The sequence below is a fragment of the Melioribacteraceae bacterium genome (assembly GCA_035362835.1).
Taxonomy (GTDB): Bacteria; Bacteroidota; Ignavibacteria; order Ignavibacteriales; family Melioribacteraceae; genus DSXH01.
In genome coordinates this window covers 1-19450 of sequence record DAOSDY010000002.1, presented here as the reverse complement: position 1 = coordinate 19450, position 19450 = coordinate 1, and the positions used below count along the sequence as shown (strand labels likewise).

The 19450-nt window shown below is 36.6% G+C and carries 13 protein-coding genes and 1 pseudogene; 1 reads left to right on the top strand and 13 read right to left on the bottom strand.

The window, feature by feature from the left end; genetic code table 11:
* Positions 1-60: 60 nt before the first annotated feature.
* From PLZ15_07155 to PLZ15_07145, 3 genes are all read right to left on the bottom strand, one after another.
* Positions 61-3738: a kelch repeat-containing protein gene (locus PLZ15_07155; GenBank protein ID HOI29526.1), complete on the bottom strand. Its 3678-nt coding sequence runs from the start codon at positions 3736-3738 to the stop codon at positions 61-63.
* Between the two features lie 236 nt (positions 3739-3974).
* Positions 3975-5741 carry an amidohydrolase family protein gene (locus tag PLZ15_07150; protein ID HOI29525.1) on the bottom strand — a complete coding sequence of 589 codons (1767 nt, stop codon included), beginning with the start codon at positions 5739-5741 and terminating at the stop codon, positions 3975-3977.
* 94 nt (positions 5742-5835) lie between these two features.
* Positions 5836-6531, bottom strand: a complete 696-nt coding sequence (locus PLZ15_07145) for a fibrobacter succinogenes major paralogous domain-containing protein (GenBank protein ID HOI29524.1) — start codon at positions 6529-6531, stop codon at positions 5836-5838.
* 224 nt (positions 6532-6755) lie between these two features.
* On the opposite strand from PLZ15_07145, the gene PLZ15_07140 reads away from it, so the two are divergent.
* Positions 6756-7694, top strand: coding sequence for a helix-turn-helix transcriptional regulator (locus PLZ15_07140; GenBank protein ID HOI29523.1), 939 nt, complete (start codon positions 6756-6758; stop codon positions 7692-7694).
* Positions 7695-7788: 94 nt separating this feature from the next.
* On the opposite strand, the gene PLZ15_07135 is transcribed toward PLZ15_07140, so the two are convergent.
* The 10 genes and pseudogenes from PLZ15_07135 to PLZ15_07090 all read right to left on the bottom strand — a co-directional run bounded on the left by PLZ15_07135 (position 7789) and on the right by PLZ15_07090 (position 18286).
* Entirely contained in the window at positions 7789-8277 is a 489-nt protein-coding gene (locus PLZ15_07135; GenBank protein ID HOI29522.1) for a hypothetical protein, read from the bottom strand.
* A 97-nt stretch (positions 8278-8374) separates the two neighbouring features.
* The gene (locus tag PLZ15_07130; GenBank protein HOI29521.1) at positions 8375-9067 is read right to left on the bottom strand and encodes a GIY-YIG nuclease family protein; all 693 of its coding nucleotides are present in this window, start codon (positions 9065-9067) and stop codon (positions 8375-8377) included.
* 77 nt (positions 9068-9144) lie between these two features.
* Positions 9145-10791, bottom strand: coding sequence for a putative DNA binding domain-containing protein (locus PLZ15_07125; protein ID HOI29520.1), 1647 nt, complete (start codon positions 10789-10791; stop codon positions 9145-9147).
* Positions 10792-10798: 7 nt separating this feature from the next.
* Positions 10799-12478 (bottom strand): restriction endonuclease subunit S, encoded by a 1680-nt coding sequence (locus PLZ15_07120; GenBank protein ID HOI29519.1) that lies wholly within the window; start codon positions 12476-12478, stop codon positions 10799-10801.
* A gap of 1 nt (position 12479) precedes the next feature.
* Complete coding sequence (locus PLZ15_07115; GenBank protein HOI29518.1) at positions 12480-13940, bottom strand: class I SAM-dependent DNA methyltransferase; 1461 nt, start codon at positions 13938-13940, stop codon at positions 12480-12482.
* Positions 13933-14313, bottom strand: a complete 381-nt coding sequence (locus PLZ15_07110) for a hypothetical protein (protein ID HOI29517.1) — start codon at positions 14311-14313, stop codon at positions 13933-13935. The genes PLZ15_07115 and PLZ15_07110 overlap by 8 nt, the downstream gene beginning before the upstream one ends.
* Positions 14314-14356: 43 nt before the next feature.
* Positions 14357-15487, bottom strand: a complete 1131-nt coding sequence (locus tag PLZ15_07105) for a type I restriction-modification enzyme R subunit C-terminal domain-containing protein (protein ID HOI29516.1) — start codon at positions 15485-15487, stop codon at positions 14357-14359.
* 147 nt (positions 15488-15634) lie between these two features.
* Positions 15635-16672, bottom strand: a pseudogene (locus PLZ15_07100) (DEAD/DEAH box helicase family protein).
* A gap of 228 nt (positions 16673-16900) precedes the next feature.
* On the bottom strand, positions 16901-17194 hold the full coding sequence (locus PLZ15_07095) for a hypothetical protein (protein HOI29515.1): 294 nt from the start codon (positions 17192-17194) through the stop codon (positions 16901-16903).
* A 366-nt stretch (positions 17195-17560) separates the two neighbouring features.
* Positions 17561-18286 carry a T9SS type A sorting domain-containing protein gene (locus PLZ15_07090; protein HOI29514.1) on the bottom strand — a complete coding sequence of 242 codons (726 nt, stop codon included), beginning with the start codon at positions 18284-18286 and terminating at the stop codon, positions 17561-17563.
* Between the last annotated feature and the right edge of the window lie 1164 nt (positions 18287-19450).

Genomic DNA, 19450 nt, shown 5'->3' with positions numbered 1-19450 from the left:
TACTATAATATATTTTTAAATCCCTTTCGGTTTTAAAATGACCCGGGAATTTCAGGAACATTACCTGATCAAAATCATCTTTCTAGTTTGTTGAAATAATTTCTCACCGTTTGTAGGCACCGCTTTAATTTGATAGAAATAAATTCCCGAAGAAAAATTATCTGCATTCCAGAAAATTGAATAATAACCGGGAGGTTTAATTTCATCAATAAGCTCTGCAGTTTTTTCTCCTAATAAATTGTAAATTGTTATCACAATCCTACTTTCTGCAGGCAGCTCAAACTTTAATGTTGTAGAGGGATTAAATGGATTGGGATAATTCTGAAATAAGCAATACTCCAGAGGAATATTTTTATTCTCAACTCCAACGAGCAAGATCGATTCTTCCTTACAATAGTCCGATTCAACTGAAAGCCGGTATGCTTTTATCCGGTATGTATAACTGTTCCCCTGCTCAACATTATTATCATAATAGATTAAAGTCGCCGCATTAACACTTCCTGCTATTATCTGGAAGCTCGATGAATTCCCGGTTTTTCTTTCAATAATAAATCCTTCGCAATTAGACGAGTTATTTAACCAGGTCAATTTTAATTCCCTTATTCCGGATCTTTGAAGCAATAAATTTGATGGGGCATTTAGGTCAGTTGTAAAATTCCATATGCTGCTCCAAATTCCGTATCCTGCTCTGCTCCATCCTCTTACTCGCCAGAAATATTTTGTTCCTTCGGAAAATAATCCGTTGTAAACCGATTTAGTTAAGGATGAATCATTTATTATTAGGCTACTAAATGAAATATCAGTCGAAACCTGTAAATGATATGTTGAATTTATCTGCAATCCCCAGCTCAATTCAATTCCGGTTTTATTTTTGGTTGAATTATTCTTAGGATAGCTGAGCGTAACAATCTGCGGGATTACATCTTTAATTAAAACACTTCGCAATGGCGACCAGTTGCTTTCACCGTTACTGTTAATTGATTTTACCCGCCAGAATAATCTTTCTCCCGAAGGCAGATTTTTTATTTTTATTCCGATTATGGGAATCTCTGTAGTATCTAAAACAACCTGTGAAAAATCCTCACTTCTCGATATCTGCAACCTGTAATAAACTGCACCAGGACAAATATTCCAGGTGAATAATAGATTATTCTCTTGTCCGGCAGCATTATCAATCGGTAAATTTAAATTCGGTTGACCAGGTTTACCCAATAAAAAATTGTTCGGTATGAATAATTCCGCGTATTGAACTGTTGAGCTATTTCTGTCGGTATATCCCGAAGCTACAAGCACATTTCCATTTGGAAGAGTCACAGCTTGAGGAAAAGCCCTCTGTTCCGAAAGTGATGAACTTATTGTGAATGTATTAGCAGCCGGATCGAATATTTCATTTATATTGGTCGGATTTCCATTTCCCCTGTCGCCGCCAATTATCATTATACCACCGCTTGGTAATAAAACTGATTCATGACCGTATCTTCCTGTATTAATGTCGCCCGTCCTAGTAAACGTATTAGTCTCCGGATCATAGATTTCTGCTATTCGTGTCAGTGTATTACCATAATAACCGCCGGTAATAAGCACTTTCCCATTCGGTAATAGACTGGAAGTATGACTGCTCCTTTTCGAATTCATTTTTCCTGCACTTCTGAATTCCTTTTTCTCCGGATTATAGATTTCTGCATCATCAAGCCAGACAGTCCTAGTTAACCAGTAGCTTCCATTGAAATACCACGTATCAATTTGTCCACCTGTAATTAATACTTCACCATTAGGAAGTAATACGGAAGAAAAACCCGAACCACCAGTTATAAAATCGCCGGTTAATTCCAGACTGTTATTCGCAGTTGAATAAATATAATTATTTACCAATCTTAGTGAATCATCTGTAGGATTTCCTGAAACGAAATATGACTTTGAACCGAGGATAAGTACATCTCCGTCCGGCAATAACAATGCATCGGAACCGATATTAAGATTTCTGCTGTTTGGCTGCGGTAATTCCTCAAATGTTCTCTTAACAGGATCATAAAGTTCTTCTTTTCTTTGTCCCCCGATTAAATAAACCTTTCCATTAAATAGTTTTGTTGCTTGAGTACCATGAGTAGTGATCATCTGTCCGGCTAAAGATGAAAATGTATTTGTCTCCTGGTTGAATAACTCACCAGTATATGTATACTGGGATGTCATATTGGGCGGACTCCCCTTCATCTCAACTCCGCCGGAAAGTAATACTTCAAAATTATTAAGAACCGTTAGACCAAAATTCTGTCTGTTAATTGTCATATTACTTATTTTGGAGAATGTACCGGCACTTATTAAAGTTCCGCTCGAGGAGTAGTTGTAAGTAAATGGTCCTGATGAATTTTCTGATCCGTTATTATGATATACTACAAAAGTTAATGACGAATAATCCTCGCCGAAATCCGGAAAGCTGACCGGCCCGTTCAAGGCAACATCGTTAACCTCCTTACCCGCTTTTCCTTTTTTTATTACTTTAATTCTAATCGAAGGATTTGCCGTATTTGAAAAAGTAATATTAAAATTGTTTGCCTGAGTATAAGTAATATATTGCGCTGCTAATTTGTAAACTGAGCCCGCAGCAGTCTGGATATTTGGATCAAATTGGATTATAGAAGAACTTACATTAGAAAAACTGTTATCGCTGTTATAACCCCAGCGTGAATTTATACTCCTGTCATTAAGATAATTTGCAATGTACCAGTCCTCAACAATATCATTAAACCGTCTGTTTGTCGCGATAGCCGGTAGCGCATATTGATCAAAAGCATCAATCCCGGTAACCGGTGCCTGTACAAAGTGTTTGAATAGCGATATACCGAATTGTTCTTTTAAGTAAAGAAAAAATCTCGCAGCTCTGGAGTAATCGAATAAAACATCATTCAGATTATTATTCGGATTCCATAAAAGAAGTGAACGGTTTGAATTGAGATTGAATAATGAATTCTGTTCATAAACAGGATATCCATTAATAACCTCTGCAGCAAGCGATGAACCTTCATTAAAAAATGTCTGCTGCCTACCCTGATTTATTATTCCATGGTAATTAAACATTATCATGTGCTGGAATTCATGCGCCATAGTGCTGCAGATAGTTCTGAAGCTGTTCTGATTGGTTAAAATTGCCGGGTCGCAATCCATATAATACATTTCACAATTATTGCTTGTGGAATAATTAAATTGATTTGCCGAATCATAGTAACCTGCTATATAAGCATTACCCGGTGAATAGTTATCTCTTATATCCAGAATACAAATTATTATCTTAGGATCATTATCTACATCCGGCGGACTGCCGAATGCTTCAACATTGGTCTGATAAATTCCTTTGTTGCTATTTGCCGGTGTTGATTTTTCAAACGTTGCAATTATATTTTCGATTGATGCCTGATCAACCCTTATACCCCATACCGCATCTTCTACAAATACATAACAATAATTTCCAATTCCCCGGCAAGTTGTTTCTACCTGGTAATATTGCCCGGTCGATAAATCCGCGGTCCACAGGTTTTTTTTATCTCCCATCCTAAAATTCCATCCTCCCGCTTTTTTTAATGAATTTACTCCGGGGGGAGGACTTTCAACATTTATATTATTTTTTTTGTGAAGCTGATCTATGTAAATACTTGGATCAATCGCTCTTTGCTGCTGGGCTTCAATCGTTATGCTTATAATTAAATAGAAAGGAATGAGAATAGCTTTAATACGATTCTGCATTAGTAAAGCTTATTATTTGTCGGCAGTTTTGTTTAACTATACTATACGGCAAACAAATTAAAAATATTAAATAAGAAAGTAAATAATATTGATATTAAATTAATTGAGGAATAATATCTGTTCACTTGCAATCAGTTACATAATTGCATCAGAATGACAGGCGGTTTGTCATTCCGGACCCCGCCTTGCGGGGTTCCGGAATCTTGAATGTAACAGCAGCCTTGAAGGTGGTTAGTCTATCTGCCTAACTCCTTTAGTGCTTTAATAGAGCTATCGAAAGAGGGATCCTTCTTAAGAGCCTGTTGATAATATTCAACTGCTTTCTGCCTGTCGCCCATCTCCAAATAAATTTCGCCGAGACAATCAAATGAATTTGGATTGTAAGGATATTCCTCTGCGTTCAATTTGAATATTATTAACGCATCTTCATTTCTACCAAGTTTTTTCAGATCATATCCAATAGATGTTAAAGAGTTTGCGCTTATAAAGTATTCATTATATTTATTCCCGTCGCGCAATTTTTTATAGGCTGCAATAACAGAATCGACACTGCCATAATTTTTCCAGACATCCCTTAATACCGTTACAATAGATTTTTTCTTAACATCCAGCAGCCGTGCCAACTCATTTTTATCAAGCCAGACGCCCGCAGTCATAACTCCCAGCGGATTACGGATGTTATCGATATTTTCGAGCGGATTATTTTGAAGCAGAATAAGATCCGCTCTTTTACCCGCTTCAACAGTTCCAAACTCATCCCTGCCGGTCATCCTTTCAATTACTTTGGAAGCATCTTTTGTAGATGCAGATAATGCTTCAAAAGGGGTATAACCGGATTCTACAATGAGTTTTAATTCATCGAGTAATGAAAAGCCGGGAACAATACCCATAAAGAAGGGACCGGCATCTGTACCCGCAACAATTTTTATTCCGTTTCTTTTAATCTCTCCGATAGAATATTTGACAAGATCATAAAACATTTGCGCGGCCCATTCTTTCCCTCTGAAAAATGAGTTTTTCTCTCTTCCATTTTTCAAATCATCCCAAAATTTAATTGGGATATACTTGCTGTCCGGCCGTGATTCAATTTTTTGAAGATTGGTATATTGAAGAGCGACAGATTCATCGCAGACAAGTGTTGTAGTTATAGTAACATCCTTTCCTTTGAATTTGGCAATTTCATTACCGAGCATATTCTTTATCTTATCAAGCTCTCTTCCCGATTTATCATTATACGCAGGTTCTAACAACGCGAACATTGCCTTAACCATTTCGGAGCCCCGTTCATTCTTAGGAATGCTATCGTAACGATTGTTATTCACCAGCGCTAGAGGAAGTACCTCCACATGCGATAACTCATTCAAACCAGATGAAATAACATCGTCAATGCTAACAGGCAGCGCAATATGTCCAAGTGTATATATACCCATTTCTCTTGCTTTTTTAATTACATCAAAAAAATCTTTTAGCGATAAAAAGCTATTTACCTTTAAGCAATTATATCCGTTAGATTTTATTAGAGGTATGGTTTCAAAAATATTTGATTCAAAACCCCAAATTGTCCAGGCATTATAAATAGCAGGACCTATTCTTTTTTTCGAATTAAATTCTTCAGACCATTTTTTGATACTGCTTACGGTAGAACCCTGAGTAAGATCCCTGACAGTTGTTACTCCATTTGCCAGATAAAGATTTGCATCAGAGCTTTCCCATTCACTTGCCCCAAAATGAATGTGCATATCTGCCAAACCAGGTAATAAATACTTTCCGGTTCCATCAATAATAACTGAACCTTCCGGAATGGAGATTTCTTTGCTGCCGCCAATCTTATAAATTTTATTTCCGTTAACCAGAACAGTTTGGTTAGCAATTACTTTCTCAGAAGTCATTGTAATGAGGTTGACATTTCTAAAAGCAATTATTCCCTCTTTGTTCTGAGAAAGAACAGTGATTTGAAATGCAACAAATGCAAACACCATTAAAATTGATTTAATTAACTTCATTTTTTCCCCGCTTTTTTTAATCTATCTAATAGAAATACCGAATAACATTGGGCATATCTTTAATACCGCTTTGCAAAAAAATTTCTTCTTGTCTTCAGTCTTTCACGCATCGTATTGGAATTGCATCATTTGGGTGGAGATCACCCCTATTTGCAGAGGCGAGATCGAACTTAAAAACTCTGCAGTAAACCGAAAAAGAACCGGGCGAGGTTGAAGTTCTCATAAAGACCCACTCGCCAAGTTTTCTGAATTCACCTGTGAAATCGAACCAGCCGGAGGGAAGAATAGAAAGTTTACTTTCGTTAGTAGCGCCGGTATTCGGATCTTTCCAATGAGCTGTACCGCTCTCTTTGAGTTTTCCTCCTGCGGCGGAATTTCCCCCAAGATTATCAATTAATACCTGCCATTCGGCATCGCTGGGGATATGCCATCCGGATGGCGCAGCGCCCTGAACCCGGCTTGGATTAGTATTTGAACTTGACGCACTCCTCATAGCTGCGGCCCAGGCATATAATCTTCCATAAACCGGAACGTTGGCTGTGTCATTATTATAGGCGAACCACTCAATAGGTGAACCGTCGCTATAATGTTTACTCTTCAGATTTTCAGCCATCCATACTTGATTCCCGATTTTAACTGTTTTATAAACATTTCCGTCGTAATCCGTAACCTGCTGACTTTCTTCAATAATAAGGGGCTGCGGTGCAGCCGGAGACACCTCTTTCTTCTGACAATAGAGACTTAGAAACGCAAACACAATAACTGCAATGGATAGATAAGTTCTGCGCATAATGATTCCTCCATTCTGGGTGAATAAAAATTTTTATTGTTCCGGGTTATTTGACGAAGGGAAAAAAATTAATGTTGCTTCATTTCATATAGGAAAAAAGTCCTAATTTTACAGAGCTGGTTATCAGATGCATGTTTTTAGAATAAAAATGCGGTAAATAAAAGGAAGGGGAAATTAACCCCGCTTTTGAATTAAAGATAACTATTGAAACCGGACGGATTGATGTGGATCATTTAACAGTAATTGCATTGGTAATTTGCGTTGCAGCCGGGTCAGCAGCAATTATACATTCAGTTTCCGCCTACAGGACCTACCCCCTGCCGGAATTAAAAGGATTCATCCTCTTTATTATTCTCTACAATTCCGCAATGCTTTTGAGTTTTATATCTCAATACATATTAAAAAATGTAAGCTCTTTAGCCGACTGGAATACTTATTTGGCTGTAATAGTGCTTATGGGTCTTGCCGGATACACAATCTATTTTACGGAATTATTTTTAATAACAGATGTAATACACCGGCTGATTAAAAAAGAGGTCAATAAATTTATTAAATACTCATTCGGGTTAATTGTAATCCTCTGGATTCTTTTCTACTCAGCCGGCACTTATTCTTTTTTTGAGAACGGGAATAAGAGATTTCTTCTTGATTTGTTTTCGGCGACAAATAAAACAGTTACGGTAATATTTCTTTGTTTATCAATTTATCTTCTTGCGGAATCGAAAAGACAGGTTGACGGGAAAAGCAATCCGGTCTTCAAATTCGGCATTCTCTTTTTCTCTTTTGCATTTATTGATACAATAACAATCTTTCTTCCGGGGGAGGGAGGACATTTAATATCTGTACTGAACGGATTCTACCTGAATCTGGTTTTTCTAGTCTGCCTTAAGCGGTTCCTGATCCTTTATTCCGGCGATAAAAGTAATACGGGAATAATTACAAGGTCATCCGAGGAGATTTTTAATAGATATAATATATCTCTAAGAGAGAAAGAAGTAATTGAGATGATAATAAACGGGAAGAGCAATAAGGAGATTGAAGAACAATTATTTATTTCCGGGCATACGGTAAAAAACCATATCTATAATATTTTCCAGAAGACCGGTGTAAAGAGCAGATCGCAGCTTATAAGGTTATTTATTAATGAGGGTTCAATTAAATAGAGTTTTGCGGTAGGGCTGGGAATATTATACGGCAATAATGATGTTTCGTTCCGCCGCGCAACTAAATCCTTCACCTTATAAAACTTTATTATTACTATTTATTTTTGTTGTTAGATTCCAATAAAATTCCTCTCACTCTCCACCGCCATTCGCCGCTTTGTTCAGAACTGTTTATTGATACTCTAAAGGAATCAGATGTAACATCAAATACCTTCGGTTTCTCTCTCACAGCACTACCTTTCTTAGAGAGAATAGAAACATTAGGGGCCTCTTGAAACGGAGGAAGTGTAACAGTAGCGCCCCAGCCTACAGTATCAACTTTAACATAACCCTCAACAATATCCATTGAATTCCCGGATTTATCTATGTATGAACCGGAAAAGTCTAAATTTTCATTCAACTTTTTGGCCATTGGATTATTAGGGCGGAAATAGAAATAGACCCAGAAAAGAATTGTTAAGAGAGCCCATATTAATAAACTAACCATTAACCAGTTTTTACTTTCCGGGCTGCTAAATTGATAGATGGAAAAAAGAAATGATAATATTGAACCAATATTCCCGCTTATAAAGAAGAGTTTCATTTGGCCCTCTTGAGAATATTTTATTTTTAGAAAGGCACATCATTAATTAAAAGTCAAAAAGTACTTAACTTTCATAAAGGCCGTCCTCTAAAACCTATTACTTCTTCAAACTTATTAATCTTACCCATTTACCTTTTGCGTCTTTATATTTCCAAAAATGCCAACCACTAATTGTTTTTCTTCTGGTTACTATTTTTGCTGCCATAGTTGGAGATTCGTAAACTCGGTTTTTATGACTGATTTTTCCATCTTTGCGGAGAGTGGCAAAATAAGTTACATCTTTATACCTAGCTTTTAATTTGATACGCTTTGTGAATACACCGGCTAGAGATCTATTACCCCCGGCTTTCTTTGCAACGGTCTTCTGCCATTTTTGTTCAACAAGACCCCCGATTAAACCAGCTCTTCTATTTGCATCAAAAGCGATCATTTTTGAATTAAGTTCGGATCTCAATCCAATTGATTTTATGAACTTGCCTTTTAATCTATTACCCGGTGGATTTGTTACGCGAATAAGCAAGGATTCCAATTCTTTGATGTGCGAGGATTTTATAGTTAAGTAAACACTAAAGCGGTCCCAGCGGTTATGGTGGCGATCTTTTAGATGGTTTTTCAATCTGCCCATAAGATTATTTGCAAGACCAACATAATAGAGTTTATCTTTTCTGTATAGTGCATAGACTCCCCACTTCCCTTTTATCATAGTTCGTATAATACCTGGGTATTCTTCTAAAACTTTCCAGGAAATGTTTTCTAAATGCTGTAAAACTAATTTTTGTTGGTTTTTCATGGTTTAATCCTATTCGTAGATGTCTAAATAAACGTCTAAAAAACGTCTAAAAAACGTCTAAGAATGTCTAAAAACGTCTATTTCAATTTCCAGTTTGAACCATCAAGAGAAATTTGACCTGAAAGCCTTAATGATTGCAACAAATTCTTCACTTTGTCCTTTTTTTGTTGATAAGTCAAAACATCAGAAAGTTTATCAAGTAAAAGATCCTCAAAATCTTTTCTTTTTCCCTTTTTGAATTTTCCAAGATAAGCAATTATCATTTTTCGATAATGCTCGTCATCGAAAGCTTTATGCTTTATATATGAGACTTTTTCTTCTGATGATGATGCAAGGAAGGAGGAAATAAAATAGTTTGGTTTACGACCTTCAACTAGTCCATCTCTTTTTAATTGAGTTAATGCATCTTCTGTAATAGGATATTTTTTTTGTAGTCTGTCTAATAATATAATTTTTTCCAGGCTGAGATCGTTTCTTTGCATAAGTAGCTTGGAATAATTTTCCTCAATTACGTGTCCATAAACAGTGAGCTTAACTGCGTCTGGATTCGATAAATCATAATCAGGTAAAGGAAAAAATCTTTTGCGCTGTTCCAAATACATGGTGTAAATACCATAACCTAAAGTGTCAATCATGTTTAGATTTACCATAGCATGAGAAAGCCAAGGATTTCGATATTTAGCTGGAGTTTTATCTCCGCTCGTATAATCCTCCGGTCTACCCTCAAAAAAATTACCCCCATTTTTAAATACGAGCCGATCAATTTTTTCGGTTACAATTATTCTCTGATTTAATGAATAGTCCTGATGAGCGATACAATTATGAAGTGCTTCTAATATTACTCTTGTTTCATATTTATTAACTTCAGTTGCTAATAGCTCATTATCAGGGAAAAACTTGTATTTAATATTCCTAATTCTATTTAGTACTTGAGTAGTGGAAATCAAAAATGGAATCTCAAAATGTTGATATGCCTTTTCTTCTGTCTCCAGCCTCCAGGTAATTTGTGTAAGTGCTGGCAACAAATAATGCGAACTTTCTGGTTTACCAAGAAGCAACAGTGCGGTTCTAGTAATTTTACTATCAATTGTGAGTTTAGCTTTATTCAAAAATGTTGTATTATCCCACGAAATTATTTCTCGTTCTAAAGTGGTGTTTTTATGTTTCTCAATAAATTTTTGCCTTGCTAATTTAAGAGCAACATAATCAAGATCGTCAATAGTTGCTCTATCAATTATTTTAGAAGACCAATCCTCCCCTGAATTATATATTTGTTTTAGTAACTGAGTATGATTTCTTAAATCAGTTTTATTGTTGCCAATTCGTATATAAGGTATGTTCTTAAAGTTTGTCGGCTCTCCAACAGCGGCTGGTATTCTTATAATTACGAAATGCCTTTTATCATAGTCTAATTCAAACGCCTCAAAGTTTAATTTTGGCCTTAATAAATTTTTAAGCCATAGTTCTAAGTTTTGATTGCCTTGTTTAGCCTTAGAAAAATAATAATTTGTCCCAATCCATTTTTGAGTCTCATTTTCAATACCCCATATTAGAAAGCCAAATGATTTACCAGCTATCGTCGCACTGTTAGATATTCCGGAAATGTATTCTCCAATTTCATCGTTCGAAATGCTGCCTTTATTTTTCTTGAACTCAAGCCAGGTTAATTCTTCAGGATATGCAGTGAGCTCTTTTAACAATAATATGAGTTCTTCATCGGTCATATTTTGCCTAATTATTAAAAATACTATTCACCACCGCACCAACCAACCTCTCTGCTTCTGCTTCCTTTTTAGTTAGTTTTTCTTCGAGGGCGTTACACAAACTCATTAATTCATTTACTTTTTCTACGATTCGTTTTTGTTCTTTCAATGATGTAATTGGTATCAGAGCCATTCTTGCTTTATCAGTGCCTAATCTTGGCAAATTCATTCCGTGGGTTGAGTTTGTTGCATACTCAACAAAGTAGGATGATTTTAATACAAGTCTTAAATAGTAAGGATCAATATCACTATACCCTCGAATTGGTATCATCTCAGTAGTGCAAACACCATCTTCATCAGCTACAATTACTTTATCAAGATATGGTCTTAGTTTGGCATAAATTACATCGCCTTTTTGAAAATAATTTTTTGTGCTCTTAAACTTTTTATCACTGAATCTCACCTTTTGTAAAATTCTTGACGTGATTTTCTCAATGTCCTCAAGTTCTAACACCCAAGTTTTATCATTTAATTCATAACCTTCAGCTTTCAAACTAATGCCATAATTAGTTGCTTCACCAAGCCTTACCCACTCCCATCCTTTCGACAAATCAAATGGTTTTTCCTCATCTTTAATTGGAGGAAGTTCTTTCTGTTTTTTGATTTTGCCTTCAGCAATGAGTTTTTCTTTTTCTTTTTTTATCTTCTTTAATAATTCTGAGGCGGATTCATCGTTTGGATCTTGTTTAACTAACTTACCTTGAACTGCAAGCTGGAGTATTGCCTGCTTTAGTTTTTCTACATTCTCAGGGACTGAGTAAAGTGTGCTGAAGTTTTCTTCTATTCGTTTCCAGTTTGTTTTAAGTTCTTTATCATCTTTGGAAGTTAGTAGTTTTTCGAGTGAGGCATTGTTTAGTTTTATTCTTTTCTGGTTTCTGCGTTCTCTTTTTTCTTCAAGCTCAGCCAGCAGAGTCATTAAGCTATTTACTTTTTCTACTATGCGTTTTTGTTCGTTGAGTGGTGGAAGTGAAAAGATTATTTTCTTAACATAATCCTGACTGATATTCGGTTGTGCTCCTCCAAAACATTCAGCAATAATTTTAGAGCGATTGGCTTTTAGAAAATAAAACAGATATGTATTTAGGACATAAGAAGTTCTATAAAAATTACAAACTGCTTGGTTAGTAGTGGTGTCAATTCCCAGTATACCAACCTTTCCAGCAGTTGCTCCATATAGAGCAATAACTACACTTCCTTTTTCAAATAACTTAGCTGATGAATTTTTTAATCCTTCCTCAGTAATGAACTCTTCTGTCTTTGATATATTCATATTATCTTCAAGTTCGCCAGACTTTAACCAGGGAATATCTCCATTCCAGTATGAAAAATTACCTCGACTTGGAGTTCCTCCACTTGTTGTAAAGAAAATATTACCAATTCTCTCAAACAACCATCCTTTAGGTAATTTGAAGGGATATTCTTCTATATCAATTGAAGAAAGACCATTTTGCTTTTTAATCTTACCTTCAGCAATGAGTTTTTCTTTTTCTTTCCTTATCTTCTTTAATAATTCTGAGGCAGGTTCATCGCTTGGATCTTGCCTAACAAGTTTTCCTTGAACTGCAAGTTGTAAAATCAATTCACGGGCTTTTTCAATTCCGTTTGGTGCATCAATCAGTTTTTCAAGATTTTCAAAAAGTAAATTCATATCAGGATAATGCTTCCTTAAGTTCGTTCTTTAACTTCTCTCTTAATTCAGCTATCTCATTTTCAACAGCATTATACTTCTGCAAAATCTCTTCCGGATCGCCGTGATCTTCTTCAACTGTATTCGGATTTTTTATATCAAGGTTATAGTTGTTTGCAATTATATCCTCAGCACTAACCTTCCAGGCAAACTGGTTTTCTTCTCTTTTCTTTCTTCCTGCTTTGGTATCCTTACCCCACCATTTTTTAACAACATCAAACTCTCTTATGTGTATCGGTTTGGTTTTGTTATAGCTTTTTACTCCGGGAGGATACTGCATTTCATAATACCAGACTTCTTCGGTGGGTTCTCCTTTAGTAAAAAACAAAAGATTTGTTCTTATACCTGTATAGGGATTAAACACGCCATTCGGCAAACGCACAATTGTATGAAGATTACATTTTTCAAAGAGACGTTCTTTAATTCTTGTTTTTGCACCTTCACCAAAAAGAAAACCATCGGGCAATACTAATGCTGCTCTTCCATTTTCTTTTAACAACTGGGTGATAAGCAATAGAAATAAATCCGCTGTTTCTCTTGTCCTGTAATTTGCAGGAAAGTTATTTTCAATTCCCGGCTCCTCAGTTCCTCCAAAAGGAGGGTTTGTCAGAACAATATCAACTCTATCCGCATCGGTGTAATCTCTTAAAGGACGTGTAAGAGAATTTCCGTGAGTGATTGCAGGAACTTCAATATCGTGCAGAATGAGATTTGTAACTCCCAGCAAGTGAGGGAGTGGTTTTTTCTCAACTCCTCTTATTGAGTTTTGAATTGTCTGCCAGTCTTCAGGAGTTTTCATTTGCTTACGCATATTCTCAAGAGCAGAAGTTAAGAATCCGCCTGTTCCGCAGGCAGGATCAAACACAACTTCGCCAAGCTGCGGATTTATCATATCAGCCATAAACTGAGTTACAGCACGAGGAGTGTAATATTCGCCTGCGTTACCCGCACTTTGCAAATCTTTTAATATCTGCTCGTATATCTCATTAAAGATGTGCCGTTCTTTAAGATTATTAAAATCAACCTGGTTTATTTTGTTTACAACCTGCCTTATCAGCGTTCCGGATTTCATATAGTTGTATGAATCCTCAAACAATGCCTTAACCATAAAACCTTTTGGGTCAGAATCGGGAGTAACTTTAAGATCCTTTAGTGATTTGAATAACTTGTTATTGATAAACTCAAGAAGCTCATCGCCTGTGATACCTTCTTCATCAGCAGCCCAATTTCTCCAACGAAGTTTATTTGGGATTGGTGATTCATAGTTTTCATCAGCTAATTCATATTCCTTTTCTTTATCATCAAATATTTTAAGGAAGATCATCCAGGCAAGCTGAGAGATACGCTGTGCATCCCCATCAACACCGGCATCCTGCCGCATAATATCCTGGATCGATTTAACGAGTGTGGTTAGGTTAGACATAGGTTATGTTTCTATATTTTGAATAATTTTCTTTGTTTTTCCAGAATTCATAGCAAGCTTTCATTTGCTTTATAGCGAAGTCGCCATCTCGCAAATATTTCCACGGACCAAAGCCTAATTCCTCACCTAACTTATAGAATCCATCCCCTTCATACAGCGAGCCCTTACTTAAAACTATGGCGCTAATCAATGGTCTTCCATTTTCGTGTTCATAAATCGAAACTTCACCAAGTATTCTTCCTATCTCGGCTCTGTCCCACTCTGATGCTTGCATATCAAGCCCTAATCCGCAGGCATCTGAAAGCTGCTGATAATAAATTATCTTCTCTTTGGCAGCTAAATCAATTAGATATTCTCTTACACGGTAATTCATTTATAATCAATACTCAAGTTGGAAATTGATTCAATGATCTCAACTATTGGTAAATCTGGTTTTCAAGTTCTTTAATTGCATAAAGATAATTTTCTTTACCGCCAAACTCATTTATAATCTGCAAAGGCAAAGCGATCTGTGAGATTGGGGGAAGTTTCAAAAAGTCAACAATTCTGCTGTTGTCCCTGGCGTCATCAACAACGGTTATTCCTTCTTCAGAGTATTTTTCAAGAATGGCTTCCAGGACCTTTCTTGCCTGCTCGCCATATTTTGAAAAATAATTCCGCTTTTTAACATTGTTAGCTCTTTCTTTTCTGGATAATGGAGGCGCGCTGAATGCGACATGACAAATCAAATCGAACTCATCCATCTCCCTTCCTACTTGCTCTCTCAAATGTTCAATGAAAACACCCTGTTCAACTAATTCAGCAATTAATACTTCCTTACGGTCAGCTTTCGTCCAGATATTTAAGAATTCATCGAGGGATCTGAATTTTTTTCTTAAAATGTCTCCGCTGAAATCCTTTAATGAGAGAGTGACTAAACCTTTCTCCTTATCGTAATATTGAACTCTTTCGCCAACAATGCTAACCGGAACATCATTAACATAATACTTGGTAGTTCTAATCCTTGGCGGAGTTTCACCGCCCGGGATTATAATTCCGGAACCACCACCGGGCGTTGTTCCATCGGACGGAGTAATCGGCTCCTCAGGCTTTGGTTCATAAATCTGGACTGGTTCGCCATCGAATTTTGGGTCATAAAATAATCTGGTAGCGTCCCTAAAATCGATTATGGTGAAATAGAATTTGTCAAAATCCTCTCTTACTCGTGTCCCCCTCCCGATGATCTGTTTGAACTCGGTTAAGGAGTTTATTCTTTTATCAAGCACAATTAGTTTGCAGGTCTGCGCATCAACGCCGGTACTCATTAGTTTGGATGTTGTCGCAATTACAGGGTACTTTTCGGCAGGGTCTATGAAATTATCCAGTTCGGCTTTGCCAATCTGGTCGTCCCCGGTAATTTTCATAACATATTTTGAGTTTTCTATTACAAGATCAGGATTCTCCTTAACAAGTGCGTGCCTCATTCTATCAGCGTGATCTATATCCTCGCAGAACACAATCGTTTTATTGAACCTGTCGGTTGCTTTAAGATATTCCGTTATACGCATTGCAACTAGTTCGGTTCGGGGATCAATAACAAGATTTCTGTCATAATCTTTTAGATTAAATAGTCTCTGTTCTATTTCCTTGCCGTACTTATCCAATTTACCTTCAGGCGGTTTCCATCCTGAAAGATCTTTATCAATATATGTCCTGATTACTTTATAAGGTGCTAGGAATCCGTCCTCTATTCCCTGCTTTAGTGAATAAATATAAACCGGCTTTCCAAAGTAATCTATGTTAGAGACGTATTTGGTTTCTTTAGGAGTTGCCGTCATACCGATATGAGTTGCGCTCTCAAAATAATCTAATACTTCTCTCCATTGTGAATCTTCGGCGGCGCTCCCGCGATGGCATTCGTCAACTACAATTAAATCGAAAAAATCTTTTGAGAACTGGCGGTAAATGTTTTTCCATTCTTCTGTGCCTGTTACAGCCTGATAAAGAGCTAAGTAGATTTCATAAGATTTGTCGATAGATCTGTTAGTTATCTTCTTCATCTTATCGCCGAATGACTTAAAATCATTCGTCATCGTTTGATCTACCAGAATATTTCTGTCGGCAAGGAAAAGAATTCTTTTTTTAATTCCTGATTTCCAGAGTTTCCAGATTATTTGAAATGCCGTAAACGTTTTCCCCGTTCCGGTAGCCATGACAAGAAGAATTCTATTCTCTCCGTTGAGTATTGCATTAACTGTTCTGTTAATGGCAACCTGCTGATAATACCTGGGTTTTTTATCAGAGACATAATGATAGTCGAGTGAAATGACTTCTTCGGCTTTCGAATCAATGTTTTTCCATTTACAATATCTTTCCCATAGAAGGTCGGGGGAGGGGAAATTATCTAGGCTTAATTCGGTCTCAATATTGTCAGGCCGTGTTTTATCGTGTTCGATGAAGCCGTCGCCGTTTGATGAGTAAACAAACGGGATGTCCAGATCATTCGAATAATCGAGTGCCTGCTGGATTCCTGCAGAGATGGAATGATTATTATCTTTTGCTTCAATTATTGCAATGGGAAGGTGCGGTTTAATATAGAGTAAATAATCTACCCGTTTTTGTTTTCCCCTCTGGATGATTTTGCCTTGGAAATGAATTTTCCCGGCAGTATAAGAGACTTCTTCACGAATTTGTGTTTTGACATTCCAGCCCGAATTCTTCAGTGCCGGAGTAATGAATTTTGTGCAAATATCCCTTTCAGATAGTTCTCTTTATCTATCATAATTCATATCTAAATATTTTTCCCTACCATAAATTATAAATCACTATTAAAATAATTTTTAAGAACGTCCTTAGCAATTTTAATTACCATCGTTTTTAGTTTCTCTGGTTCTAGCACAACGACACATTCTCCCCTGCTTACAATCCACGAAGCGATTTCGTTAAGCGAGTTCACTACTGTTTCATAGATCATCGAGCCATCAGGTTCTTCGGTTACTTTCTCCATCTCCATAAGCTTTTTCGGTTTTATTCTGTCGGGCCAGGGGGGAAAACTTAAGTTTCACTTTATACCTTTCATCTCCCAGCCAGTACTTAAACGACGTGCTGAATATCTGATCAATCTGCTTCTGAGTAACCGGCTTAAACTTCTTATCTAACTGTTCAACCGATTTTATATTGTTGAGTAAAAACTGTTTTACCGTTCCGTTATGATTGGCGAGGACCAGTCCGAGTATTTCCGTCTGGCGTTTGATCTTAACTTTAAGGTCTTTCAAGGGGCGAGCCCTCAATATTTAGTGAAAGCCAGCGAGTTTCAAATTGAAAATAACGCAATTAATAAAAAGACGCAATCGAGTTTTTATAAGAAATAATTGAGGCATCCTTGCACAATCCGACAAAGTATGAACTCTTGAATATCTCACTCACCAAGTAAAAGAGTTTGGATTGGCAAAGCGGACACTGATTGAAGAGATTGCGGGGAGTATGGTAAGAAATTAGCAATCGGATGTGATATTGTACTGCGGCGAATAGGGATTATTTGTCACCAGTGGACTGATCCGGGTTACAGCCCAGGGGCTGATAGTTATGAAATAGAATTTGGTTAAGACGGCAAAAACTACCGTTCTTATTCTTTTTGAATTCTATTTAAGCAAAATCATTTTTTTTACCTCAGTAAAAGAATTCCTGCCGTTTAGTGGTATAGCCGCAATTCTATAAAAATAAATTCCGGAAGATATTTTAGACGCATCCCAGCTAACTTTATAGTTGCCTGACGGTTGAATTCCGTCAATCAAAGTTATCAGATTCTCTCCCAAAATATTATAGATAGAAATTCTGACACTACTTTCAACCGGTAAAGCGTATTTAATTGACGTAATAGTATTAAAAGGATTCGGATAATTTTGAGACAGGATAAAATAAGCAGGGATATCATAATTGGTATCTTCGACTTCTGATGCAATTGGGCCCCAGTTACCGGAACAAATTGTACCAAATACATTAAAACTATAATTACCTGATACCTCATTTCCATTCTGATTAAAAGTACCATTAATTGTCATAGTACCGGGATTAACAGAAGTCTGAATAGTAAATGAATTATTTGTGATGGTCCAACCTCCAGTTCTTATGCTATGAATTGAGCCAGAGACCAAAGTAATTCCATCGCAGTGAAAATTTGACCAGGTATAGATGATATCGGTAATACAAGTTCCATTGCATCCCACTTTAATTACGAATTGTCCGAATCCGCACGGGATTGTCCAATCACCGATCCTTGGCTGAGCATAACAATCATCAGAACAACAAATAACAAAGGACATAATTGCGATTAAAAATTTAAGCATAATCAGTTTTAGTTTTTTCATGGCATTACTCCTTGTTTAGAAACAAATCGATGGAGCATAAGAATATTAACAGAAGCAGATCAGGAATAGTAAATAGAAAGAGAAAACCTTGGGGGAAGCTTACGGTGATAGACCAGAGGAGCGTTCATTGTCAAACTGAACGCTTCGCTCAAGGTTGAACGCATTACACTCAAAGCTATTTAAGAATTAGAGATTATTCAAGAAAAATCAAAAGCCACATTTTTTCTTATTATCCTGATATTGAAAATATTTTTAAACAATGATTGTAATATAAATTTTAATAAGGAATCTGCTAAGTAAGAACAAGCCGACAGAATATTCGACTGTTTTGAATCAGCATGATTAATTAAGCGGCAGCGAGCTTTATATAGCTTTAAATGAATTCTAATCGACTCAAGATTAAAAATCCCTGTGTTATTAATTATGATTAATCAGACGGCTCATCAACCTTGAAGGTTATGCTTCAATTAACTATCGGAACTTCTCAGAATGACATTGCGCTTGTCATTCCGGACCCCGCCTTGCGTGGATCCGGAATCTGAACTTAATTCATTTCTTTTCTGCATTCATTTCTTTTCTGCGCAGATCCCGATTTACATCGGGATGACAGGGCCCTTGTCGTTCGGGTGAATGCCGGAATTTAATTGTGTGATGTGCTATGATACGCAGATTCTGATTTTCATCAGAATGACAGGCGGTTTGTTAATCTGAATCCAGCAAAGCGGGAAGAAGAATCTTGAAACTGCTCTACATATAGAAACAAAACCTTTATTGTTGCAAGACTGTTCTAAAAATGTTTTTTTGAAAAAGCTCTACCTGAATGACTCTTTAGATATTTCTCAAAACGATAGGCTTTATGTTTATCATTAAATGCAATAGCAGTGTTCAATTTCCATGGCTTGTAATTGGAAGTGTATACCGATCCGCCTTCGTTATGTTTCTTTAGGCGGCGATTAATATCTAAAGTACAACCGACATAATAATGTTCGGGGTATTTGATACTTTGTAATATATAAACATAATAAAACATTAATGAGTTGTACTTCGCCGAAATTTGGGGGATTAGAATTATTAGAAATTCCGGCTTCGTTCAGTAAACTGAACTTCGCCGTGTTAGGCTTCATTTTCGTAAACTCAAATGAAGCCGAGTGGAGGTGCCGGGAG